This window comes from Flavobacterium sp. DSP2-3-1, from assembly GCF_049896865.1.
In the GTDB taxonomy this organism is placed as follows: Bacteria; Bacteroidota; Bacteroidia; order Flavobacteriales; family Flavobacteriaceae; genus Flavobacterium.
Window position 1 is genome coordinate 138,765 of sequence record NZ_JAFCVD010000001.1, and the last position, 23,306, is coordinate 162,070.

The window sequence follows — 23,306 nt, forward strand, 5'->3', positions numbered from 1 at the left end:
CGTAAAGTCATAAAGTCTAAAGTCCTCAAAAGCAGATAAACTGACTTTAAGACTTTCGACTTTACAACTTTTGACTAGTTTTAGTTATATTTTGCTGATAATTCTTTTGCTACAGATTCGATTACATCTGTAATTTCGTCTGTTAATTTTCCTGCTTTCAAAGCATCAAGAGTTGCTCTGTGTTTGTTGTTCAAGAATTCCAAGAAATCTTTCTCAAATTCTCTTACTTTGTTCACAGGAACATTTCTCAATAAGTTTTTAGAACCAGCATAGATAATCGCAACTTGATCTTCTACAGTATATGGATCGTTCAAACCTTGTTTCAAGATTTCAACGTTTCTTTTTCCTTTTTCAATTACGTTTAAAGTAACGGCATCTAAATCAGAACCAAATTTAGCAAACGCTTCCAATTCACGGAATTGTGCCTGATCCAGTTTCAAAGTACCTGCTACTTTTTTCATCGATTTAATTTGCGCATTTCCTCCAACACGAGATACCGAAATACCTACGTTAATCGCCGGACGAACTCCAGAGTTAAACAAATCTCCATCCAAGAAAATTTGACCATCTGTAATCGAAATTACGTTTGTTGGGATGTATGCAGAAACGTCACCAGCTTGAGTTTCAATGATTGGTAAGGCAGTAAGAGAACCACCACCTTTTACAATTGATTTCAATGAATTTGGTAAATCATTCATATTTTTAGCGATGCCATCATCTGCAATTATTTTACAAGCACGCTCTAATAATCTACTGTGCAAGTAAAAAACGTCTCCAGGATATGCCTCACGTCCCGGTGGTCTTCTTAACAAAAGAGAAACCTCACGATACGCAACCGCTTGTTTTGATAAATCATCATAAACAATTAAAGCCGGACGACCTGAATCTCTGAAATATTCGCCAATTGCAGCACCTGCGAAAGGAGCATACACTTGCATAGGAGCTGGATCAGATGCATTTGCAGCAACGATAACAGTATACGCCATTGCACCTTTTTCTTCTAACATTTTAGCGATTCCTGCTACAGTCGAAGCTTTTTGTCCAATAGCGACATAGATACAAAATACTGGTTTCCCAGCATCGTAAAATTCTTTTTGATTTAAGATCGTATCGATACAAACAGTTGATTTACCTGTCTGACGGTCACCAATAACTAGCTCACGTTGTCCACGACCTACTGGGATCATAGCATCTACTGCTTTGATACCTGTTTGTAATGGTTCAGTAACGGGCTGACGGAAGATAACTCCAGGAGCTTTTCTTTCCAAAGGCATCTCATATAAATCTCCACCGATTGGTCCTTTTCCATCAATAGGAAAACCAAGAGTGTTTACTACACGACCTACCATTTGCTCTCCTACCTTAAGAGAAGCAATACGTTGTGTTCTTTTTGCAGTTGAACCTTCTTTGATTCCTGTTGATGGTCCTAAAAGTACCACACCAACATTGTCTTCTTCAAGATTCAAAACAATAGCTTCTAATCCGTTGTCAAATTCAACTAACTCTCCGTATTGAACATTAGAAAGCCCGTAAATACGAGCAATACCATCTCCAACTTGAAGTACGGTTCCTACTTCTTCTAGTGTAGCACCAGATTCAAAACCTTCTATTTGCTTTCTTAATATTGCTGAAATTTCAGCAGGTTTAATTTCCGCCATCTTAATTTATAATTTAAACACTTAAATGTGCAATAAAACTAATTACTTAACTCTCTTTTTAATACTTGTAATCTGTTGGCAACTGAAGCGTTGTATTGCTTATCACCTATTCTCAAAATAAATCCTCCAATTATCGCAGGATCTACTATATTTTCTACTGTAATTTTTTTATCTGAAAATGTTGCTATTTTCGCTAAAACTTTTTCTTCTAAAGCCTTATCCATAGGAATTGCCGTAGTAACTTGCGCTACTTCGATACCATTTTCCAAGTCAGATAATTTACCATATTCAGTAGCAATAGCCCCTAATATTTCGAATCTTTTGTTTTCAAATAACAAATGAAATAACCCTTGAGTTACTCCGTTGATACCCGCAAAAACTTCTAACAAGGCATTTTCTTTAACCGCAACTTTAATGGTAGGATTTTGAATAAAAGTACTCAATTCTAAATTTCCATTGATAGTTGTAGCAATACTTTTCATATCACTGCTTACTGCTTCGGCAACACCTTTTGAGTTTGCTAAGTCCAAAATTGCTTTTGCATAACGAATTGCTGCTCTTGTACTAGCCATAATTAGTTCAATTTAACGTCACCTAACATATTCTCAATCAATTTCGTTTGAGCTTCTTTGTTAGATAATTCATCTTTTAATACTTTTTCAGCAATACTTAATGACAATGATGAAACTTGTGATTTCAATTCAGCCATAGCGGCATTTTTTTCTGCTAAAATAGCTGTTTTAGCTTGCTCGATCATTCTTGCGCCTTCTGCTTGCGCGTCAGCTTTAGAATCAGCAATCATTTTATCTCTCATTTCACGTGCTTCTTTCAATAAAGAGTCACGCTCTAATCTTGCTTCCTGAAGAATACGTTCGTTTTCGGCAGTAAGATTTTGCATTTCTCTACGAGCAGTTTCTGCTGAAGATAACGCTTCATTGATTGAATCTTCTCTACCTTTTACTGCGCCAAGAATTGGTTTCCAAGCGAATTTTCTTAAAAGGATAAAGAAAACTATAAAGATGATCGAGGTCCAAAAAATTAAACTCTCTGGTGCTGTTAAATTCATATTTTTATATTTAAAAAGTTTGTTTTAGAAATAAAAACTTCCTGATACCAACCGTATCAGGAAGTTTTAAATTTTAATTATTGTGCGATCAACGCAACAACTACTGCGAAAAGTGCAACACCTTCAATAAGTGCAGCAGCAATAATCATAGCAGTCTGGATTTTTCCAGCAGCCTCAGGTTGACGAGCAATAGCGTCCATTGCAGAACCACCAATTTTTCCAATACCTAGACCTGCACCAATAACAGCTAATCCAGCTCCGATTCCAGCTAATACCATAATACTAAATTTAATATAGTTAATAATTAATAAAACACACTTTAATGATGATCGTGCTCTGCTACGGCCTGACCAATAAACAATGCTGTCAACAACGTAAAGACATAAGCCTGTAACGCCGCAACCAACATTTCGAGTACACTCATGAACAGTACAAAAGCTCCAGAAATTGGCGCAACGGCTACTGATTTGAATATAAAAATCAATGAGACTAAACTCAATATAATTATATGTCCCGCAGTAATATTCGCGAATAAACGAATCATTAATGCAAAAGGTTTTGTCAACATTCCAATGATTTCTACAGGAATCATGATAGGATACAACGCTTTAGGAACTGGAGGCATAAAAATATGTTTCCAATAATCTTTGTTGGCACTGAAAGAGGTTACAATAAAAGTAATTAATGCTAATACAAATGTAAAGAAGATATTTCCAGTAAGGTTTGAACTGAAAGGGAAAAAAGGAATCAATCCAATAAGGTTGTTAATCCAGATAAAGAAAAATATAGTCAATAAATAAGGCATGTATTTCGCGTATTTTTTTGTTCCAATATTAGGTATCGCGATTTCATCTCTAACGAATATTACTAACGGCTCAAGAAATCCAGCAATTCCTTTTGGCGCCAATTTGTTTTTATTGTAAGAACGAGCTACCGCAAGAAACAAAAAGAACAATACGAGAGCCGACATCAACATCGAGAAAACATTCTTTGTGATCGAAAAATCAAGTGGTCTGGCGTCAAACGCGAAAGCACCATTTTTTCTTTCATCTTCCGTTAAGGTTTCAAATTTATCCGCGTAAAAAATAACCTCGTTGAAACGAACTAATTTTTGACCATTAACATCAACAACATGGTGTCCTTCATTATCGTGATGAAATTGTTCTGAAGAAAAAATCTCCAATCCATTGTTTGTCCATAAAATCACAGGAAGATAAAACGTAATAGGATGACCATCATAATCCGCAATGTGAAATTCATGAGAATCTCCAATGTGATCATTAATCAATTCCGTAGCATTGAATTCTTTTTCAGCAGAATGACCTGTTTCTCCGTGTGCTTCTGTAACAGGAGCAGCGTTTTCTGTGTGATTTTGAAGACTATCCGCTGTTGGATTTGCGAAAGTAACCAACGGCATACACGCTAGAAAACTAACTAACAGGAATTGAAGTGATTTTTTATAAATTACCATTATTAATTGTGTATCTGATTTTACGTTTTTAAAATTTTTTGCAAAGGTACATATTTAATTGAAAATTGAAAATTATAATGATGATTTTAAAAAATGAATTTTACAATCGTATTGCATTATTTTCAAGCAATTTATCTTTTATTTAGTAATCGTATTGCAAAAACGGTTTCAAAAAGCAAAAATAGGAAATAAGGGATGAAAAAAGCTGCTATATCCAAATTAGTTTCTCGGCCTTCTGATTGAATTAATGGAATCAAAAAAACGACAGCCGCCATCATTTTCACAAAAGTGGTGGCCAGAAAAGCAAAACCGGTAAAATCCGGAAAGTTTAAATTTACAAAAAGCAACAGCAAATAGATTAAAAGTGTAGAAACAAACAGGAAAAGATAAATACTCCAAGTAGCATAAAAAAATTCATGATGTGCACTCCAGGCTGCTGTTCCATAATATTGTGCAACAAAAAAGAGCAATGTGAAGGGTATTAGATACTTCAAAAACGGCAAAATTTTAATCATTCGTTATTTTTATTAATATTTTTAACTTGTCGAATTACGTTGTAAAGTGCTATAAAAACGGACAATAGTGATAAAATAATAGTGTAAAAGGAAGAGCTTTCATCTGAATATTTTTTATCGAGCCACATCCCAAAGTAAGTGAACGCAAAAATGACAATTCCCATTTGAAACGGAATTCCCATAAATACCAACCACTTGTTAGAATTGTTTTTATTTGGTGTTTTGTTGTCCATCATTCAAGGTTTGATTTTTACTATTGGTTTTCATCGCGCAAGAAGCAGTGAAATCAGCACCTGGTTCCACGGATAATTTTCCTACTGAAACTTCGCCATGAATACTGGCCTTCGCTTTTACATTCAGGACTTCAGTAACTTGTATTTTTCCGTCAAATTTTCCTTCGACATCCGCATTTTTACAGATAATATCACCGGTGACACTTCCCGCAGGTCCAATAACAATTTTTCCTTCCGACTGAAAATTTCCTATTAAATTCCCGTCCAATCTAAAATCAGCTTGGGATATAATGTCGCCTTTTATCGTTGTTCCTTCCACAATTCGATTGGTTTTTCCCAAAAGATCGGTGTATGATTTTTGTTTTTTATCAAACATATTTTACTTTTTTGCTGGTGCTAAGTACGTTTCAAGATTTTTCTTAATTTGAATCACTTTGTAGTTATCGCCCGAAATCACAATAGCTGGTTCGGCCATTTTATATTTTACATTTTCTTTCAAAACCAATGCAATTTCATCCGAGTAAACTCGTGATTTTATCCCATGAATTGTAATAAAATTTTCTTTCTCCGTGTAAATATCATACGAATAGTATAGTTTTTGAAGATTTTCACTCGCAATGAATAATTTAATTTTTTCTTCTAAAGCTTTTGTGTTTTTATCGTCACGGGAACCCACTAGAAATAGAATTTTCCAATTGTTTGAATCCGTTGTTTTGAATTCCATATTCTCTAAAAATGGGATTTGTTCGGTCAGAATAACTTGTGCATTTTTCCCTTCTTCACTGTTGGGATAATTATCCGCTACCACTTGCAATGCGTTCTTGTACGCCGACAAACCCTTTAATTTACCAATAGCATTTGCTTTAAGCAACTCAAATTTGGATACAATCTCATCTCCCGAAAACTGACTAATCAAAACGTCTGCGTTTTCTAAAACCGTAACAAATTGTTCTTGTTGAAATAACTTATACCATTTCTTATAGACACTTTCCGGGGTTTCATTTTGAGAAATTCCATTTGGATTAGTGTTATTTATTATTTGTGCATATCGAGAATCCGGAAATTGAGCTGAAATGTTGTTTTTCATCTCCGCCGCTCTATTTACATCTGTGATTTGATATAATTTATACAAATTATACATCGCTGGCGGCGTGAGTTTTTCTTCTGGATTATTGATTAAAAATTGTTCCAGTTTAGCAATTGCCAAAGCATTTTCTTTGAATTTTTCCTTGTAAATAATCCCCAATTGATAATACGCAAAATTGCGTTCTTTATTGATGCTGTCCAATTCTATTTGCGCTGTTGGAAGTTGTTTCAGGTAAAAATCAGCGGTGTATTGTTCCACAATTTTATTTGGTTCCGCTTCCTTTTCAACGGATTGTTTATCCTCATCCGAAGCAGTAGCCAAAGCTGAATTTGCATTTCCTGATGAAATTCTCCAATTGCCATTTAAAGTCCTTTCGCCCCAATTTTTCTTGAATTCTACTTTTCCAAAAGCGACCGTTGTCGGATTATAAAAATAGAAAACACCAGCGGCTGGTTGAGAAGCCGCACTGGTAATAGTAGGCGGAGCCATTGATGATTTACGGGCTGATTTTGCCGGCTCTTGATCTGAAGCAGCATCAATCGAAGTCATCGAATTGTTTCTGTTTATGTTTTCCTGTTTCGCTTTGTTTTTCTCCTCTAAAAGTCGCTTAACCTCATCTTTTTCTTTTAGCGCAACAATGTACTTTTCAAAATAAGTTTTACGATCCGCAGGATTCATCGCAACCACATTTAAAATACTGTCATTTTGCTTTGCAAGCGCTTCATACAAAATCACCTCATCAAGGTTGCTCCTTATTTTTTGGATTTTTGCAAATTCCCTTGTTTTAGTATTCAGTTTAACCAAAGTGCTGTCGTAATATTTTGCTGCCGACGGATATTCTGCATTTCTAAAATACAGATTTCCCAAATTTCTGTAATTTGAAGCTACTAAATAGGTGTCTTTTGAATTGGTTTGTAACGATGCATTATAAAAATCCAATGCTGTTTTCTGATTGTTTTGCTTGTCATAAAATACCGCCATTTGATGAAAAATCAAATCTTTGTACGGACGATTTTCCCGGTCTTGAATCAATTTATCGAATGTTTTTACAAAAGAAACCGAATCTCCCGATTGATAGTCAAACAACTCCGCTTTTTTGGCATGTGCCTGAATAACAAATTTGCGCTCCGCTTTTCGGTTCATTTCAATCACGGATTGATAGGAAGTAACAGCGCTGTCTTTGTATCCCAATTCTTGATACAGTTGTCCCAAAACAAAACGGTAACGGGCTCTTTGCTGATTTACTTTCGTGAATTCTATTGCTAATTTTAGTTTAGCAACGGCACTGTCTTTTTCTTCTAAATTTAAAAAAGAAGCGGCTAAAAGAGCGTTTGCATCTGCAAAAACTTGTTTTTTTACATCTTGATCTTCTAATAATTTACTGATATTTTTTATCACTAAAGCATCATTTCCCAGACGCATGTTGGTTTTCTCCCGCCAAATTTTAGCTTCATAAATTCGGCTGCTGTTTGGGTATTTGTACAAAATATAATTGAATGCATCGAGCGCAGGAACAAATCGTTGGTCGTAATATCTGGCTTTTCCAAGCATCAGATACGCTTCGTCAATTTGACTGTTTTTTTCTTTACCACCAATGTTCATTGAATGTTTTTGAATGGCTTTCGTAGCTTTGGTTTCTGCCAATTCAAAATCGGTGTTTTTAGATTTTGTTGTGGAAGTGAAATCTTCTACAATTTGCATTTTTTCTACCGGCAGAAGTTGCCAAAAATCATCATCGTTGTTGGCATTTACCGCCAGAACTCCTTTATCCAATCCTATTTGCCCGTTGTATAAAATATTATAATTAGTGCTTAAGGCATGCGAATTCCTAGCCATAAAAGTGTCTCTCTTGATAGAACAAGCTACTAAAAAAGCAAATAACAACAAGAAGGATAACGGTTTAAATATATTGATTTTCAATGGAAAACGTTTTTATCAATTAACTGCCAAATATACTTTTTAGTATATGCACTGGTAAAAATACATTTCTTTTTGATATCGTGAAAATTATGACATTATATTTGGATATTCGTCTGCTGCGTAAGGAATGGAAGCGACATCCTTTATTTTCTTTCTTTAAGAAAATAAAGATACAGCGGACAGCCCGACCCGAAGTTTTTACGGAGGGTTACGCCCAAAATAAACCGCTAATTCGCAAACTGAACATTCAAATTAGTAAATGCAATTAGCAAATTAGCGGTAAAAGTTTTGTCTACGACAGTTGCGTTGAATTTTAAACAGCAAAAAACAGTTCTAATTCCTGTAAGGTTTCCTCTGAAGTTTGAATGTCTTTGACCACTTCGCCTTTGTGCAGCGCGACGATCCTGTTGCTGACCTCAACGGTGTGCAGTAAATCGTGGCTGGAAACCAGGACGGTTACTTCCGGATTATCGGCTAAATCCTTGATAATTTTTTTTAATCGAAATTGGGTCGTGGGGTCTAAATTGGCAAACGGTTCGTCCAGAATAATGACTTCCGGATTTCCGATTAAGGTGGCGATGATGCCAACTTTTTTCTGGTTTCCTTTGCTTAAATCACGTAAATATTTCTTATTATTAAGTATTTCTCCGTTGAAAAATTCTTCATGTGTGGCCAATAAAGCATCGACATCGGCTTTGTTTTGTCCGCGTAAATCGCCAATGAAATAGAAATATTCTTCAGGCGTTAAGTAGCCAATCAGGAAGCTTTCATCCAAGAAAGAAGCAGTGAACGGTTTCCAGTTTTCGCTGGTGTTTACCTGAATGTCATTATTGATAATATTTCCTGTTGATGGCTGGATCAAGTCCAATAAAAGACTGAAAAAAGTGGTTTTTCCGGCTCCGTTATTCCCCACTAATCCAAAGCTTTCGCCTTTTTTTATTTCTAAAGTATCTATTTTTAATACGGTTGTTCCGTTGTATGTTTTCGAAAGGTTGTTTACTTGTATCATTTTTTGAAGTTTAATCGGTTGACTCGTTATTTGGTTAATGTAATTGCTAATTATCCTTTTTGTTTGTAAGCCGCAATGGTCGCGTATTTCTCTGATTTATAGATTTTTTCAATTAACGAAAATGCTTTCTCTTTGAATGCAAAACCAATCACCCCTGCCCCTGCTACTATCGCTAAGCCTATATTGGCATTGCCAAATTTAGAACCTAACCAATACAATAAAACGGGCAAAGCCAATTGCGGAATCGAAATCAGCATGGTTTTTATATTGAATGCTTTTTTATCGCCAAAAGCGCCTTTTCCGGAACTTAAATCGATTGGTGTTTTAGTGTATGCGCCGCCCAGCAATACCAGATGAGAATTGACTCCGATGTTATAAATAGCACCCACAATAATTGTTAAATATACCTGCCATCCAAAATAAAGATAGAACGACGCAATGGTTGTGGTCACAATTGTAGCAATCACCATCAGCCACCATTTCGAACTTAAATAGCCTTTATACGGAATATTTTGCGTCATCATTAACTGGTAGTAGGCGCTGTCCCAACTCGGTACAAATTGTCCGAAAGTGATTAAGAATCCACCCGAAACGAAAATCCCGGCAAAAATGTGCATTACAGGATTATAGAAAGCATTATTAGTGAAAAATAGAAGACCATAAAAGAGGAACATGACACTGAGACCTACTGTGGTTTTAGAACGTTTGTTTCTTTTGATTAATTTAATGTCATTTTTCAAAAAGGTTCCTATGGTTCCAAATTGGTTTAACCAAGTCAGCTCTTCTGTTTTAGCAACATCATGTTTGTTTGACAATCCCGCATCGAGGTATAAATTCTTTTTGAAATACTGAAAAGTAACATAATAAAGCGCAATTAAAACAAAAACCGGAATGGCAAAAGCCCAATACGTATTGAAAATAGCATTGAAAAATGGCGCTGTAAACTCTGTGATATTAAAGAATCCATAATAGTGTAACCCTCCTAAAATAGCAGCTGTTGCTAAGAAAATGGCAAATAAATTGTCTTTATTACTCAGTAGAATATTTAGAAAATTGTTGCTGAATAGTAAAGAAAAGATCGCAGTGTACCAAAGCACTACGGAAAGCACATCATAGCCTTCGATAATTAAAACAACGCAAAACGGAATCAGGAAAAAACCATGCGCCAAATTAAAGAACGACAAAACGGTTTTTCCTAATGAGAAATGAACAATCGTGGATTTTTTTATGGGGAAAATCAACATGGGGCGAATGTTCATCACAGGAATTTTTTGTAACAGCAGTCGGATGATTAAATCCATCAATACATAGTAAATCAGGAATTGATTTACCGTTACGATGGGGTCTAAATTCATTTTCTTTAGAATATAAAAGGCCCCGACTCCTAGTGTTAGGAAGATTAAAATGAAATAAATGGCCACAAAACCCATCAGGATTTTCAAAGCCAGATTAGTAGCGAAGGAAGCTGACCTAAAAAATGCTTTCCATTCGAGATAAAGGAATTTTTGAATCATAGTTTGGTTATTTTGGTTTTGTAATATGTAGTCAAAATAAGAAAACGTTACAAATTTTCTAATTTATATTCGGGATAGGTTTGTTCTAAATAGGTTTCTGCTTCGGAAGGTATTAATTTAAAAATGATGAAAAGTGCGATGCTCAATCGTATAAAAAACAACATTTACTCCCAATAAAAAATAGTCATTGGTTAAAAAACCATTGAATACTTGGAACAATATGTTGTGGATAAAGTCGGTCTGTCCGTTGGACTATCAGTTTCACGTATTAGAAATAGACAGTTTCTTTTTGAATTGTAAGTGTTTGTAAAAAAATTTTAAATTCCCATAAACTAAGAATAAATAAGTTAAAGCTACAATCAAGGATCCGACTCTTATTTCTAAATTTTCATTCGTAACAAGGATGGGGAAAAAACCAGATCCGATGAGCAAACCGTAAAGCAAAATCAAAGAAAAACTTTTATTAAACCAAAATAAATATGTTGTTTTTGTTTTGGATTTTAAAACAAATAGTCTTGCACTTACAATCAATAATGCACCCAGTACGCATGTCGTTTGTAAAACAAAAACAATGCCCGATAAAATTGAAGGACTCTGAAATTTACTCTTAATCAATAAAATTAAAACCGTAAGCATACAGACAGTAACTCCGGCGACAAGGAGTTCCTTTTTCTTGTCATCGGCAAATTTATCTGAAATAATCTTTGGGGCTAAAAACCCATAACCTAGGAGTAAATTATGCGAAGTTGGTTTTAACTGTGGCTTCCATTTATCAAATACCTTTGTTAAAATAATCTCAAAAGGTTTCGCTTCACTAAAAGCTTCCGCCTCAATTTCTGAAGCAATATGATCAATCAATTCTAGTTTAATATCATCATAAACAACTCCATTTAAAACAAGCGTTTCTTCAATAATCGTTAGTTGGTGGTTAGTTAGTTTCATCTTCAAAAATTAATTTAATTGGTACTGTTTTTTGACATTTTTAATTGTTCTCTTTTGAAGGTGAATTCCCGTCATTAAAAATAATATTCCCAATATCAAAGCACAACAAAAAGGTAATATTAAAATTGGATGCCTTTGAACCGACTCCTTAAAATAGTTTAATAGATAAATTATCCAGTACATAAATCCAAAAATCCCTGTGAAAGTAATATGACTGATATTCAATTCTAAAAAACGTTTTCCCTTGATTTTTCTATTTGTATAAAAAGAATAGAATGCTGGTATAAATAGTATCGCTAATAAACCAAATAAATTTCTAACAAACTTATCTGGTTCATCAAAATAAAAAGATGCTTTAAAGATCAAAAGGGCAAGCAAAATACCCACAATAATTTTAGGGAATTTCAAATACTCAGATATCACATTCCACTGCGCTTTTCTAAATTCTTTCCTTAAAATTTGTGTGCGATCCTCTTCAATCGCATTAAAACCATTTCGACCAAAACGATCTTCAGCATACTGTTTCACTTGATGAAAAGTAAGTTCCGGATCTTTCTCCCAAATTTCCTCCATACTATTTACCATGTGATCTGTAAATTCTACTTGTAATTCATACCACTTGATATCAAAGGATTTGACATAATTAGATACATATTCTATTTGTTCGGTGGTTAGTTTCATGCTTTGGTAAAGGATAGTTTCTTTTCAAATTTAAAATGCTTCATTGCTAATCTTGAGCTAAATAAAAGATGGAGTAACATTAGAGAACCCGTAAAAACAAATATGATTTGGTTTGTAGTGCCTGCTGGAGTGTTAATAAAACAAAAAGGATAAATCCAAGATATGTATACAGCTACTCTATTTTTGTGTTGAGGATAAAAAGATGTATTTATTTTTGAATTCCAAATTCTAATTGTATTTATTATCAATAATAAATATCCAGTAATAAATACAAATCGAGCCCCAACTTGGAAATAATAAGTAAGTAACTTTAGATTGTAAAATGCTGAAAAACCAAGAAAAGTAAATAAAAAAATTAGACTTATCAAAAATCCAATAAATATTTGTTTTTTTATTGCTGCTACCTTCTTGTCTAAAACTATTTGTGGATAGTTAACGTTAAGTCCTGTGAAAATTGAACATGCAGGTTTTAATTCTTCTGACCATTTATCCAGTGCTATTTCAAAATTTTCATCAAAAGAAGGTGTTTTTTCATCCATCAGAACTTGTATTTCCGTGGCAATATGATCTAAAACTTCCTGCCTTATATCGTCGTATACGATACCGTTTAAAACTAATGTTTCTTCTATTTGAACTATTTGTTCTACAGTTAATTTCATCTTCAAAATTTTAAAATTCTAATTTTGGACTTGGGTTCACTAAACTCTGCATGTTTCGAATGAAATCTTCGAGTTCTGAGAGTCGGTTTACGGTTTCTTTCTGGCCGCTTTCCGTGAGTTTGTAATATTTACGCATGCGGTTGTCCACTTTTTCGATTTCAACATCCAGCAAACCTTCGGCTTCCAGTTTGTGCAAAGCCGGATACAAAGCGCCTTCGGTAATGTTAAGTTCGCCTTGGGTAATCACCTTTACTTTCTGGGTAATTTCATACCCGTACATCTTGCCGTTTTCTTCAAGCAATTTCATTATAATCGTATTCAGGCTTCCTTTATATAATTGTGAGTTTTTCATTTTTTTGTCATTGCGAGGCACGAAGTAATCTCATTTTGAAAAACAAATATACATAAGATTCTTATACATAATAGTTTTAGGTATTAAAATTTTCAAATATTTTGAATTCAAAAAACCTAATGTGTTTCCTATCTTTGTAAAAAAATAATCACATGTCATCTTTTTTAAAATTAATCATAAAAGAAGTAAAACGCGAAACCAAAGACGCTGTTTCGATACTTTTTAATGTACCCGGGGAATTAAAAGCAGATTACGCTTACATTGCCGGTCAATACATCAATTTAAAATTAACACTTGACGGTATCGAAATTCGTCGTGCCTATTCTATCTGTTCTTCTCCGGAAAGTGGCGAGTTACGCATTGCAGTGAAAGCTGTCAAAAACGGTGCTTTCTCACAATTTGCCAATACAAAACTCAAAGCTGGTGATGTTCTTGAAGTAGGAAAACCAGAAGGGAAATTCACTTTTGATCCCCAAGCGGATCGACAAAAAAACTACGCGGCTTTTGTTGCGGGAAGCGGAATCACACCCGTAATGTCTATCTTAAAATCCGTATTGAAAAACGAACCAAAAAGTTCTTTTGTATTGGTTTACGGAAACAAAACGCCTGAAGAAACCATCTTTCATCAAGACTTACACGATTTGCAATTGCAATATGTGGGACGTCTTTTTGTACATTATGTGTACAGTCAAGCCAAAGTAGAACATGCCTTGTTTGGACGAATTGAAAAATCGACAGTTAATTTTGTTTTGAATAACAAACACAAGGAATTGGAATTTGATAAGTTCTATTTGTGTGGACCGGAAGAAATGATCAATATTGTTTCCGCTGTTTTAAAGGAACATAATGTAAAAGAATCGGCAATAAAATTTGAATTGTTTGCTTCTTCTACCAAAGAACATAAAATAGAACAATCATTAGAAGGTCATACTAAAATTACCGTAATGGTAGATGACGAGGAAATGACTTTCGAAATGTCACAAAAACAAACCGTTCTTGATGCCGCTTTAAAGCAAGGTATTGATGCTCCGTATTCGTGCCAAGGAGGAATATGCAGCAGTTGTCTGGCCCGTGTTACGGCCGGAACTGCCGAAATGACGAAAAATTCCATCCTTACCGATAAAGAAATTGCCGAGGGTTTGATTCTTACCTGTCAAGCTCATCCTACCTCAGCGACCATTTATGTGGATTATGATGATGTTTAGGAAATAACCTTAAATGACAACAAAAACTTCTCTAAAAAGGGAAGTTTTTTTGTTTTAGGGAAGTTGGGATTTGTAGTATATTAGTAAAATAATAGTACAATCAAGATCTGCGCAGTTTTTGGGTAAGTTTCATAGATTCATACTTATATCGCTAATTTTAGTTAAATTTAAATCTATCATAACTGCAAACGAGTTGTGAGCAATTGAAAAAAAGTAATAATATGAAAAAGACAACAGCAATTACAATAATTCTTATCCTGATATTTATTTTAGGTTTTGGATTGCGTGGAAAAGTGTCTGGCGAAAAATTTGATTCTCAAAAGTGGAAAACGACAGATATGAATTCTGAGAATGACTTTTCTCTAAGATGGGATATGATGAATAGTTTGCGAAACAATTATAACTTAAATGGAATGAAAAAAAGCGAAATTATTAATTTACTTGGAAAACCAGACAGCACCTTTTCTACTCCCAAAACATTCAGATATTTTTTGGGTTATGCTCATTCGGGAATAGACACTGGCAGCTTAATTATAAAATTTAATGATGAAACTGTAGAAAATCATTTAGTTACCAGAGGATAAAACACTAACAACAGCAACTTTGAGGTTTTACATATCCTGCTTAATTTAATGTGACAATCCATAACAAAAATCTTAACATAATCTCAAAACCCTAGCGAAGAGGACAGAACGTTAAATTTTCAAAAAAAACTTTTCAAATGTTACCAAATTTTGGTACTTTAGTGAAAAATTAAAATCATGGGAAAGAATACATCCGTCTCTTTAGGAAATCATTTTCAAACTTTTGTCGAAAAAAGTATTTCAAAAGGTCGGTTTCAAAATGCAAGTGAGGTAATTCGGGCTGGTCTTCGTATGCTAGAAGAAGAAGAAGATAAAGTTCTACTATTAAAAAATGCCATTCAGGAAGGAATCGATAGTGGACTTGCAAAAGACTTTGACCCAAAAAATCACCTAGAATCGTTACAAGCAAAGAAAAGAGCAAATGGCTAACTGTTATTTGACAAATTTAGCTGTAAATGATTTAGCTGAAATCTGGGAATATACTTCCGAGGAATGTTCAGAAAAACAAGCCAATAAATATTATGAACAACTATTAGAATCTTGTCAGGAATTAACCAACTATCCCAAATTTGGGAAAAATTATGTGTTAATTCAACCTGATATTTTAGGACTTAAAACCAATCATCACATTATTTTTTATAGAATTATTTCGGTCAAAGAAATAGAAATAATAAGGATTCTTCACGAAAGAATGGATTTGAAATCTAAGCTTTAAACTGAGACTGTAAACTGTTTTTTATATGAAATCCTTTCGAGAAATATTCAAAAACAACCCTTCCCTTCTTAACGAACCAGAAGTAGCGCAACTTTTAGAATATTGTGAGCAATTGCAAGATGAAATCGTGGAATTCAAATTTCAAAAAACAACCAACAAAGAATTGGCGATGCTTGATATGCTTAAAGAAGTCATAAAAGGCTGCGATGCTATCGAAAAAGAACAAGCCGAGCACGAACGTTTTGGGTATGACGCTCCAAATTATCAGGAAACCATTTCGAATTTAAAAAGATATGTTTTGAAGCGATGTCAAGACGAAAAAATTTGGCTTTGAATTCTTGAAACATTAAAGAATTAAGTTTCATTACATCTTAAATCTCTTAATGCCTTGATGGTTCAAAAGAACATTTTTTGTTTTTAAAACTATTGATTCCGGCAAAATCGTTCGCATGGCATCTTCATAACCTGCAACTTTTTTATTTCCATATACCGAAGTGGGTAATTTTGGAAATAGCTTTCTATCCGAAACTATGGCATTTTCTAAAGCCTGATTAAAAGGCGAAAATCCCGCGTACGGATGCGTAGCGCCCCAAAGCGTAATCACTTTCACGCCCAACATAGCCGCAATGTGCGCATTCCCGGAATCCATGGAAAGCATCACATCCAAATTACTGATGAGCTGCAATTCTTGATGCAATTTGAGTTGCCCCGCCATATTGATTACGTTTTTTTTGTTGGAAGCAAGTGAATTCAATAGTTCAATTTCTTTTTTTCCACCGCCAAAAAGTAAAATGGTATGTGTTGTATCCAAAGCTAATTTGTCAATTACTTGCTGCATCAAATCCAACGGATATACTTTAGAATCGTATTGTGCAATAGGAGCAATACCTATAAGTTTGTGCTTTTTTTCTCCAATTATCGTCAGAATTTCATGGCTCAAAATTGCTTTGTCAGGAAAAACTGGATGTGATAAATCAACTGTAAAACCGAACTGTTCAAAAACTTTCACATGTCTTTCAAACATCGTTGGCAATTGCTGGAACACTTTGTTTTCGGGCTGGGTCAAAGCTTTTTTTTCCGTTCTTCCTTTATCCACCGAAGCTACTTTCTTTCCGCTTAAAGCAAAAAGGCTTCGAACGATTTTAGAGCGCAAGACATTGTGTAAATCGGCAAAAGCATCAACGTTTAGGTATTTCAAATCTTGGAATAAGCGCAACAATCCTAAAAACCCTTTGTGTCGTTTTTTTTCATCGAAAGCAAAAAAAGAAAGATTGGGAATTCCTTCAAAAAAAGGTTTGAAAAACGGTCTGGAAATAACTGTGATTTTAACATCGGGATGCTGGCTTACAAAAGCACGTAAAACAGGAACCGTCATGGCGACATCTCCCATTGCGGAAAGTCTCATGACGGCTATATGTTGGATTTTTTTTGACAATTAATTAACGTTTAAAAACCATTAAGGTATTAAGATTCATTAAGTTTTTCTTAATTTTCCTAATACCTCAATGGTTCAAAATATCTTTTTTACTTCTTGTTTTGATACAAAACAGGATTCAAATCATCATCGTTGTACATTTTCATTTGTTTGTACACTTTCATGAATTTATTGCCATTTTCGATGTCTGTTAATAAATCATCAATAGCAGTTGACAAATCTGTTCTTTGCTCCAATAAAATATTTAACTTTGTCTTACACTTATCTCTGTGCTCTTGTGAAGCTTCGGCACGAGTAGCTTCTTCTTGCATGTGATGAATTTTCAATGCCAAAATCGACAATCGGTCAAAAGCCCACGCCGGACTTTCGGAGTTGATTTTTGCATTGTCTTTTACGATTACAGCACTGTATTTTTGAAGAAAATAACTGTCAATATATTCCACCATATCGGTACGTTCCTGATTAGAAGCATCAATTCTTCTTTTCAGTGTTAAAGCTGCAACAGGATCAATATTTGGATCCCGAATAATATCTTCAAAATGCCATTGAACGGTATCAATCCAGTTTTTGTGATACAATAAATGTTCAAATTTATCCTTCTGAAAAGGATTATTTATAGGCTGATCAACGTTATCAAATTGATGATAATCTTTGATGCTTTGTTCGAATACGGAGTACGCTAATTTTGAAAACATATCTTTATATATTAAAAGACAAAGATACTTTTTATACTTTTATACCATAAAAAAATAACTGTAAGTTTAATTACAAAAATACAACCATGCAAATTCATTATTTATCGGAAGGAAACAGTATTCTAAATCATTTTTTGGGACAGATACGCAATGTAAATGTTCACAATGACAGCATGCGTTTCCGACGAAATATTGAACGTATTGGCGAAATAATGGCGTATGAATTAAGTAAAGAACTACATTACAAAAGTATCGAAATCCAAACACCGCTAGGCATAAAAAACACGACTGAGATTAAAGATCAACTGGTTTTATGTTCTGTTTTAAGAGCCGGATTGCCCTTGCATTTGGGTTTTCTGAATTATTTTGATAATGCCGAAAATGGTTTCGTATCTGCTTACCGTCACCATCCCAACAATGATGATTACTTTGATATATTAGTGCAATACCAAGCCATTGCTGACATCAACAACAAAAATCTGCTGTTAGTTGATCCCATGCTTGCCACCGGTCAATCTATTGTAAGCGTTTTCAATAAATTGATGGAAAAAGGAACGCCAAAAGAAATTCATATCGCAGTTGTAATTGCCGCACCAGAAGGCATCGCGCATCTGGAAGAATATCTGCCGAAAAACTGTCATCTTTGGGTCGCTTCATTAGACGAAAAACTTAATGAACACAGCTATATTGTTCCCGGTCTGGGAGATGCGGGAGATTTAGCATATGGTGAAAAATTATAGTTGAGTAAAAAAAGCGAATAAACTGCAGGTTATCAGAACAAAAAGCACCATTTCCTGCTTTAATTTTAGTTGTGGCATTTCGATGTGACTCGTTGCCAGTAAAGCCAAAGGCGCAAATGTAAAAAGCAATAAGTCATTACTTTTATTATCAGAAATCAGAAAAATTATTACTCCAATAAAGAAAGAAGCGATAATTTTTTTGAAAGAAGTATGCAGCAATTGTGGTCTGCTTGACAATGTGGCAAACATAGAAACCAAGAAAAACAGCGCAACAGTTGCATAAATAGACAAAGCCCCATTTTGATAATTATTCGTGAAATAGTCAATCTTAAAATTGATTTGTACACTTTTTAGGATGTATTCAATGATATTCAAATCGAAAACCGTTGCAAAAAGCAGGAACATGATTACTGCTATAAAAAAAGCGATAAAAGGTAATATCCAGTTTCTATAATCGCTGGAAACGTGAAAAATTATAGATATAAAAACTAACACTAGAAAGATTATACTCCAAAAATGAAATAACGCAGCCAAAAAAATCCATAATGAAGCATCAAATATTTTTTCTTTGGAAGCTTTCAGAGACTGTAATGAAATCAATCGGCGAAGCGCCAACAGAATAAAGAAATTAGACAAAATCAAGTTTAAATTATCTAGCGCTGAAGGGAAAAAAAGTAGAAACAAAAAGTAAAAAAAAATCGTGTATGTACTGTCTTTACTCAATCCGTTTTTCTTTGCCACAAAATCGGTAATAAAAACAGAAGCAACAACAACACAGAACAATCCCCCTTTTTGTGCGATAGAAAAAAAGGAATTTGTCCAAGATAAATCTTGAAATTGGAAAAATAAAAAGAAAACCAGCATTAAAATTACGACCAATGAAAAATTTAACGGTGTAGATTTTCTAAAAACACTTGTTATCATACGGATATTTTATACTTTTGTGTTCGTAAATATAATACTTGTTTAAAAAGTAAACCCTGCTTGTTCAAAAAGATTCTTCTAAATCAGAACTTTTACAAATCAGAGTTGCCAAAAACAACTATTAAAATTAATTCTATACATTATGAAATCATTTTTCGAAGGAATACAATATTTATTTGTTGATATTCTATTTGCTCCATTAGACTTTTTGCGCTCGTTAGAGTTGAGTTCTTGGTTTGTTGCAAATACAATCAACTGGATTTTTATGATTATTTGTGCTGCCGCAATGGTTTATTGGATCAGACAATTAAAGATTTTTGAAGACGCTGGAACAGAAAAGCAAGATACTACCGCTCACTCTTTCTTAAAATAATATTTAAAAAAAAGTGAACGATACTTGTCAATTATTTTAAGTCGTTTCCAATATCTTTTCTAAAATACATCTTATCAAAATGTAGCTTGTCTATGTTTTGGTAAGATTTTTTTATGGCCTCTTCAAAATCATTTCCATAAGATGTTACGGCCAAAACTCTTCCTCCATTTGAAAGAACATTTCCGTTATCCAGTTTAGTACCCGCATGAAAAACAATAGAATCTTGAATTTTTTCCAATCCTGAAATTACTTTTCCTTTTTCGAAATCTTCCGGATACCCACCAGAAACAATCATAATTGTAGTAGCGCTTCTTTTATCAATTTCCAGATTGATTTCGTCTAGTTTTTCATTGGCTACAGCCAAAAACAACTCTACTAAATCCGTTTTCAATCTCGGGATAACTACTTCGGTTTCCGGATCGCCCATTCTCACATTGTATTCAATTACGATTGGCTCGTTATTAACATTGATTAACCCAATGAAAACAAAACCTTTGTACGGAATTCCGTCTTTTTGAAAACCATCAATGGTAGGTTTTACGATGCGTGTTTCAATTTTTTCCATTAAAACAGCATCAACATAAGGAACTGGAGAAACAGCTCCCATTCCGCCTGTGTTTAGTCCTGTATCGCCTTCGCCAATGCGTTTATAATCTTTGGCCGTTGGCAGAATTTTATAATTTTTCCCATCGGTAAGAACAAAACAACTTAATTCAATTCCGTCCAGGAACTCTTCGATAACGACTTTAGAACTGGCGGCACCAAATTTTTGATGAACCAGCATGTTTCTTAATTCTTCTTTGGCTTCTGCCAAATCCTGAATAATTAAAACGCCTTTTCCGGCGGCCAATCCATCAGCTTTCAAAACATACGGAGGTTGCAGTGTTTCCAAAAATTCACATCCTTTTTCTACCGTTTCAGCAGTAAAACTATCGTAAGCGGCAGTTGGAATGTTATGTCTGATTAAAAATTCTTTAGCAAATTCTTTACTTCCTTCCAATTGTGCGCCCATTTTTGAAGGTCCGATGACCGGAATATGACTTAATGCAGTATCGTTTAGAAAAAAATCATAAATCCCTTTTACCAAAGGATCTTCTGGTCCCACGACAACCATTGCTACTTTTTCCTGAATAACAAATGCTTTTATAGCTTCAAAATCAGTTGGACTCATCGTAACATTAGTGGCTATTGAAGCGGTTCCAGCATTCCCTGGTGCTACAAAAAGTGTGTCGCAAAGCGGACTTTGAATCATTTTCCATGCAAAAGCATGTTCTCTTCCGCCTGAACCCAATAGTAAAATTGTCATGTGTTGTTGTGTTTAGTTGTGGTGCAAAAATAATTGCTTTTGAACTTAAAAAATAATTAATTTTTAAAAAGTTGTTGGTTCTCCATTATTAGTTGTTGGTAAATATTATTTTTGATGAAATATACCTTAAAAATGTTTTCACTATTCGACTTATCGCTGCAGCTAAATGGTTTCCCAATTCAGGAAGCCCAATCCGAATTGCGAAAAATTGTGGCATTTTCAAAAAAGGAACATGAAGTTTTCGTTGAAAGTAAAAAACAAGAAATTGTCAATTTTCATTTGCAAAACAATCCTTTTTACAAAGATTTAGCTGGAATTACAACTTTTACAAACTGGAAAGATTTACCCATTTTGAATAAGAAAAACTTACAGAAACCATTACAGGAAAGGCTTTCGGAAGGCTATTCCGCTAAAAACAGCTACGTCAATAAAACATCCGGTTCAAGTGGAACTCCTTTTGTTTTTGCCAAAGACAAATATTGCCACGCGTTAACTTGGGCTTCAAACATCTACCGTTTTGGTTGGCATGGAATTGATTTTAATACTTCGTACCAAGCACGATTTTATGGCATTCCGATGGATTTTATTGGAAACAAAAAAGAACGTTTCAAAGATTTTTTGAGCCATCGGTTTCGGTTCTCCATTTTCGATTTGTCAGATGAAATTTTAGAAGGATTTTTAAATCATTTTCGAACTAAAAAATTCGATTACATCAATGGATATACCAGTTCGATTGTTTTGTTTGCCAAATTTTTACAAAAGAAAAACATCGTATTAAACACAATTTGTCCGAGTTTGAAAGTGTGCATGGTGACTTCCGAAATGCTTTTTGAAGACGACAAAATGCTTTTAAAGAAACAATTTGGCGTTCCTATTATTAATGAATACGGTGCTTCGGAACTCGATTTAATCGCTTTTCAATCCCGAAACGTCGGGACAGAAGGCGAATGGCAAATAAATTCCGAAACGTTGTTTGTGGAAATTTTGGATGACAATAATCAAGCGGTTCCAAATGGAACTTCAGGACGTATCGTCATTACTTCCTTATTCAATAAAGCGCATCCATTCATACGATATGATATCGGCGATATTGGAATTTTGGATGAAAAAAGCACGTTGCAAAAACCCATTCTCAAGAAATTAATAGGACGAACAAATGATGTTGCGGTTTTACCAAGTGGAAAGAAATCGCCCGGATTAACTTTTTATTATGTAACAAAAAGCATTATTGAAGACGACGGAAATGTGAAAGAATTTGTGATAATACAAACCAAAATAGATACTTTTGAAATTGAATATGTGAGTGAAACCCAATTAAATTTGGCACAAATTAAAAAAATTGAAAAGGCGATTGAATTGTATTTGGAACCGAATTTAAAATTTATATTTATCCGAAAAGATACTTTAGAAAGAAGCAATCGAGGAAAATTGAAGCAATTTAAATCGATGATTTAATGGTTTTGGAATAACGTGGTTTGAGGATTAATTGCGTGAACAAAAAACCAATCATGCAAAGTATTGCACCAATTAAATTCAAACGGTGATATGCTCTGTACACTGAAAAATTATGTTTTACTAAATCAAATTTAGATGCAGAAATCGAGTTGCCTCTGATGCGATAAAAAGCCAAACTCTCCGGAACAAGTTGCGCAAATTTTATTTTTTTAAGAACAGTCAGCCACATCATCCAGTCTTGTCGTTTCCGGATGGAGGAAATGGAGATTTTCCCAAAGTAATTTGCGTCATAGATACCCGTTAGATTCCCTACATAATTACAAAAAAACAACTGCTTGTATGAAAGATGCAATGGCGCTTCGATTCTTTTGTTTAACGGTTGTCCAGCTTCGTTGATGCATTCATAAAAAGAGAACGTGAAAGGAAGATTATTTACTTTCATGAACTCAATTTGTACTGCTAACTTGTTCGGTTTCCACAAATCATCTGCATCCAAAAAAGCAATATATTTACCGTTTGCTTTAGCTAAAGCGGTGTTTCTGGAAATTCCGGTTCCTGAGTTTTTTTCGAGTTTAAAAAGTTGGACTCTTGTGTCTTTAATTGCGATTTCTTCTACTATTGAAACCGTTTCATCAGAAGAGCAATCGTCTACAATAATCATTTCCCAATGCTGATACGTTTGGTGCTGAACCGACTGAATCGCTTCAACAATAAATTTTTCAGAATTAAAAGAAGGAGTAATTATGGACACAAGTGGTTTTTCCATT

28 protein-coding genes are annotated in these 23,306 nt (G+C 34.2%); 8 read left to right on the forward strand and 20 right to left on the reverse strand.

What is annotated here, in order from left to right; all coding sequences use genetic code 11:
* Positions 1-80: 80 nt before the first annotated feature.
* From atpA to ACP7AT_RS00715, 15 genes are all read right to left on the reverse strand, one after another.
* A complete protein-coding gene (gene atpA, locus ACP7AT_RS00645; protein WP_426062443.1) occupies positions 81-1,658 on the reverse strand; it encodes a F0F1 ATP synthase subunit alpha in 1,578 nt (525 codons plus the stop codon).
* Between the two features lie 38 nt (positions 1,659-1,696).
* Positions 1,697-2,230: an ATP synthase F1 subunit delta gene (gene atpH / locus ACP7AT_RS00650; protein ID WP_426062444.1), complete on the reverse strand. Its 534-nt coding sequence runs from the start codon at positions 2,228-2,230 to the stop codon at positions 1,697-1,699.
* A gap of 2 nt (positions 2,231-2,232) precedes the next feature.
* Entirely contained in the window at positions 2,233-2,724 is a 492-nt protein-coding gene (locus tag ACP7AT_RS00655) for a F0F1 ATP synthase subunit B (protein WP_426062445.1), read from the reverse strand.
* Between the two features lie 77 nt (positions 2,725-2,801).
* A complete protein-coding gene (gene atpE, locus ACP7AT_RS00660; protein ID WP_026708812.1) occupies positions 2,802-3,002 on the reverse strand; it encodes an ATP synthase F0 subunit C in 201 nt (66 codons plus the stop codon).
* A 41-nt stretch (positions 3,003-3,043) separates the two neighbouring features.
* Positions 3,044-4,195 carry a F0F1 ATP synthase subunit A gene (atpB, locus tag ACP7AT_RS00665; RefSeq protein ID WP_426062446.1) on the reverse strand — a complete coding sequence of 384 codons (1,152 nt, stop codon included), beginning with the start codon at positions 4,193-4,195 and terminating at the stop codon, positions 3,044-3,046.
* A 131-nt stretch (positions 4,196-4,326) separates the two neighbouring features.
* Complete coding sequence (locus ACP7AT_RS00670) at positions 4,327-4,689, reverse strand: hypothetical protein (protein WP_426062447.1); 363 nt, start codon at positions 4,687-4,689, stop codon at positions 4,327-4,329.
* A 17-nt stretch (positions 4,690-4,706) separates the two neighbouring features.
* Positions 4,707-4,946: an AtpZ/AtpI family protein gene (locus ACP7AT_RS00675; RefSeq protein ID WP_091203367.1), complete on the reverse strand. Its 240-nt coding sequence runs from the start codon at positions 4,944-4,946 to the stop codon at positions 4,707-4,709.
* Positions 4,921-5,319, reverse strand: coding sequence for a bactofilin family protein (locus ACP7AT_RS00680; RefSeq protein WP_426062448.1), 399 nt, complete (start codon positions 5,317-5,319; stop codon positions 4,921-4,923). Before ACP7AT_RS00680 ends, ACP7AT_RS00675 begins: the two co-directional genes overlap by 26 nt.
* 3 nt (positions 5,320-5,322) lie before the next feature.
* A complete protein-coding gene (locus ACP7AT_RS00685) occupies positions 5,323-7,950 on the reverse strand; it encodes a tetratricopeptide repeat protein (RefSeq protein ID WP_426062449.1) in 2,628 nt (875 codons plus the stop codon).
* Positions 7,951-8,263: 313 nt separating this feature from the next.
* Positions 8,264-8,959: an ABC transporter ATP-binding protein gene (locus tag ACP7AT_RS00690; protein ID WP_426062450.1), complete on the reverse strand. Its 696-nt coding sequence runs from the start codon at positions 8,957-8,959 to the stop codon at positions 8,264-8,266.
* 50 nt (positions 8,960-9,009) lie between these two features.
* On the reverse strand, positions 9,010-10,473 hold the full coding sequence (locus ACP7AT_RS00695; RefSeq protein ID WP_426062451.1) for a DUF5687 family protein: 1,464 nt from the start codon (positions 10,471-10,473) through the stop codon (positions 9,010-9,012).
* A gap of 261 nt (positions 10,474-10,734) precedes the next feature.
* Complete coding sequence (locus ACP7AT_RS00700; RefSeq protein ID WP_426062452.1) at positions 10,735-11,415, reverse strand: hypothetical protein; 681 nt, start codon at positions 11,413-11,415, stop codon at positions 10,735-10,737.
* Positions 11,416-11,424: 9 nt separating this feature from the next.
* Positions 11,425-12,096 (reverse strand): hypothetical protein, encoded by a 672-nt coding sequence (locus ACP7AT_RS00705; protein ID WP_426062453.1) that lies wholly within the window; start codon positions 12,094-12,096, stop codon positions 11,425-11,427.
* Positions 12,093-12,755 carry a hypothetical protein gene (locus ACP7AT_RS00710; protein ID WP_426062454.1) on the reverse strand — a complete coding sequence of 221 codons (663 nt, stop codon included), beginning with the start codon at positions 12,753-12,755 and terminating at the stop codon, positions 12,093-12,095. The genes ACP7AT_RS00705 and ACP7AT_RS00710 overlap by 4 nt, the downstream gene beginning before the upstream one ends.
* A 10-nt stretch (positions 12,756-12,765) precedes the next feature.
* Positions 12,766-13,107, reverse strand: a complete 342-nt coding sequence (locus tag ACP7AT_RS00715) for a PadR family transcriptional regulator (protein WP_426062455.1) — start codon at positions 13,105-13,107, stop codon at positions 12,766-12,768.
* A gap of 152 nt (positions 13,108-13,259) precedes the next feature.
* Here ACP7AT_RS00715 and ACP7AT_RS00720 point away from each other — a divergent pair, with 152 nt between their 5' ends.
* From ACP7AT_RS00720 to ACP7AT_RS00740, 5 genes are all read left to right on the forward strand, one after another.
* Positions 13,260-14,312, forward strand: coding sequence for a 2Fe-2S iron-sulfur cluster-binding protein (locus ACP7AT_RS00720; protein WP_426062456.1), 1,053 nt, complete (start codon positions 13,260-13,262; stop codon positions 14,310-14,312).
* 221 nt (positions 14,313-14,533) lie between these two features.
* Positions 14,534-14,896: a hypothetical protein gene (locus ACP7AT_RS00725; protein WP_426062457.1), complete on the forward strand. Its 363-nt coding sequence runs from the start codon at positions 14,534-14,536 to the stop codon at positions 14,894-14,896.
* Between the two features lie 177 nt (positions 14,897-15,073).
* Complete coding sequence (locus ACP7AT_RS00730) at positions 15,074-15,325, forward strand: type II toxin-antitoxin system ParD family antitoxin (protein WP_426062458.1); 252 nt, start codon at positions 15,074-15,076, stop codon at positions 15,323-15,325.
* Complete coding sequence (locus ACP7AT_RS00735) at positions 15,318-15,611, forward strand: type II toxin-antitoxin system RelE/ParE family toxin (protein ID WP_426062459.1); 294 nt, start codon at positions 15,318-15,320, stop codon at positions 15,609-15,611. The genes ACP7AT_RS00730 and ACP7AT_RS00735 overlap by 8 nt, the downstream gene beginning before the upstream one ends.
* 25 nt (positions 15,612-15,636) lie before the next feature.
* Positions 15,637-15,945 (forward strand): hypothetical protein, encoded by a 309-nt coding sequence (locus ACP7AT_RS00740; protein ID WP_426062460.1) that lies wholly within the window; start codon positions 15,637-15,639, stop codon positions 15,943-15,945.
* 30 nt (positions 15,946-15,975) lie between these two features.
* On the opposite strand, the gene ACP7AT_RS00745 is transcribed toward ACP7AT_RS00740, so the two are convergent.
* Entirely contained in the window at positions 15,976-17,016 is a 1,041-nt protein-coding gene (locus ACP7AT_RS00745; RefSeq protein ID WP_426062461.1) for a glycosyltransferase family 9 protein, read from the reverse strand.
* A 119-nt stretch (positions 17,017-17,135) separates the two neighbouring features.
* Positions 17,136-17,741 (reverse strand): DUF4254 domain-containing protein, encoded by a 606-nt coding sequence (locus ACP7AT_RS00750; RefSeq protein ID WP_426062462.1) that lies wholly within the window; start codon positions 17,739-17,741, stop codon positions 17,136-17,138.
* Between the two features lie 86 nt (positions 17,742-17,827).
* Here ACP7AT_RS00750 and upp point away from each other — a divergent pair, with 86 nt between their 5' ends.
* Positions 17,828-18,481 (forward strand): uracil phosphoribosyltransferase, encoded by a 654-nt coding sequence (upp, locus tag ACP7AT_RS00755; protein ID WP_426062463.1) that lies wholly within the window; start codon positions 17,828-17,830, stop codon positions 18,479-18,481.
* Here the strand turns inward: upp and ACP7AT_RS00760 are convergent.
* Entirely contained in the window at positions 18,476-19,405 is a 930-nt protein-coding gene (locus ACP7AT_RS00760; RefSeq protein WP_426062464.1) for a DUF6427 family protein, read from the reverse strand. The genes upp and ACP7AT_RS00760 overlap by 6 nt on opposite strands.
* A 142-nt stretch (positions 19,406-19,547) precedes the next feature.
* Between ACP7AT_RS00760 and ACP7AT_RS00765 the strand changes: the two genes are divergently transcribed.
* Positions 19,548-19,778 (forward strand): DUF6341 family protein, encoded by a 231-nt coding sequence (locus tag ACP7AT_RS00765; protein WP_091203351.1) that lies wholly within the window; start codon positions 19,548-19,550, stop codon positions 19,776-19,778.
* Positions 19,779-19,809: 31 nt separating this feature from the next.
* On the opposite strand, the gene purD is transcribed toward ACP7AT_RS00765, so the two are convergent.
* Complete coding sequence (gene purD / locus ACP7AT_RS00770; RefSeq protein WP_426062465.1) at positions 19,810-21,084, reverse strand: phosphoribosylamine--glycine ligase; 1,275 nt, start codon at positions 21,082-21,084, stop codon at positions 19,810-19,812.
* Between the two features lie 132 nt (positions 21,085-21,216).
* On the opposite strand from purD, the gene ACP7AT_RS00775 reads away from it, so the two are divergent.
* Positions 21,217-22,539 (forward strand): phenylacetate--CoA ligase family protein, encoded by a 1,323-nt coding sequence (locus tag ACP7AT_RS00775; RefSeq protein ID WP_426062741.1) that lies wholly within the window; start codon positions 21,217-21,219, stop codon positions 22,537-22,539.
* Here ACP7AT_RS00775 and ACP7AT_RS00780 read toward each other — a convergent pair.
* Positions 22,523-23,305, reverse strand: a complete 783-nt coding sequence (locus tag ACP7AT_RS00780; RefSeq protein ID WP_426062466.1) for a glycosyltransferase family 2 protein — start codon at positions 23,303-23,305, stop codon at positions 22,523-22,525. The two genes, ACP7AT_RS00775 and ACP7AT_RS00780, sit on opposite strands and share 17 nt — an antisense overlap.
* Between the last annotated feature and the right edge of the window lies 1 nt (position 23,306).